Raw genomic sequence first — 397 nt, forward strand, 5'->3', positions numbered from 1 at the left:
GTTCTTTCATTCCTTTTTTTTGCTGCTCGTAATAAATCATTCTCTTCCATTAAACGGTAAACTTTTTTGTGGTTGATATAATATCCTAGCATCATTAAAGCAAAATACATCTTCCTATAGCCGTATTTAGTATCTGGATCTGATTGAATCTCTATAATATCTTCAACAACCTGAATATTTTCTACTTCAGATGTTTCTGTTCCAGTTGTTTTTAAAGTTGTCTTGGTAGGCTTTCTGCCTGAGCGATTACCTGTGGGTTGATAATAATATTGATGCTTAGTTATTCCTGATATATCTAAGGCTACATTGCGTATTAATCCTAACCCAATATATTTTCTAGCTAATTCTTTTTTCTCGCCCAGGCATACTTCTTTTTTAGCAGTTCTGTTTTTAAATG

At 32.5% G+C, this 397-nt stretch carries 1 protein-coding gene; it reads right to left on the reverse strand.

What is annotated here, in order from left to right; genetic code table 11:
- Window positions 1-397, reverse strand: a 397-nt coding sequence (locus tag HNS40_RS22785) for an IS3 family transposase (RefSeq protein WP_172284994.1), incomplete at both ends; no start/stop codon positions are given.

Source organism: Lentimicrobium sp. S6 (assembly GCF_013166635.1).
Classification (GTDB): domain Bacteria; phylum Bacteroidota; class Bacteroidia; order Bacteroidales; family UBA12170; genus UBA12170.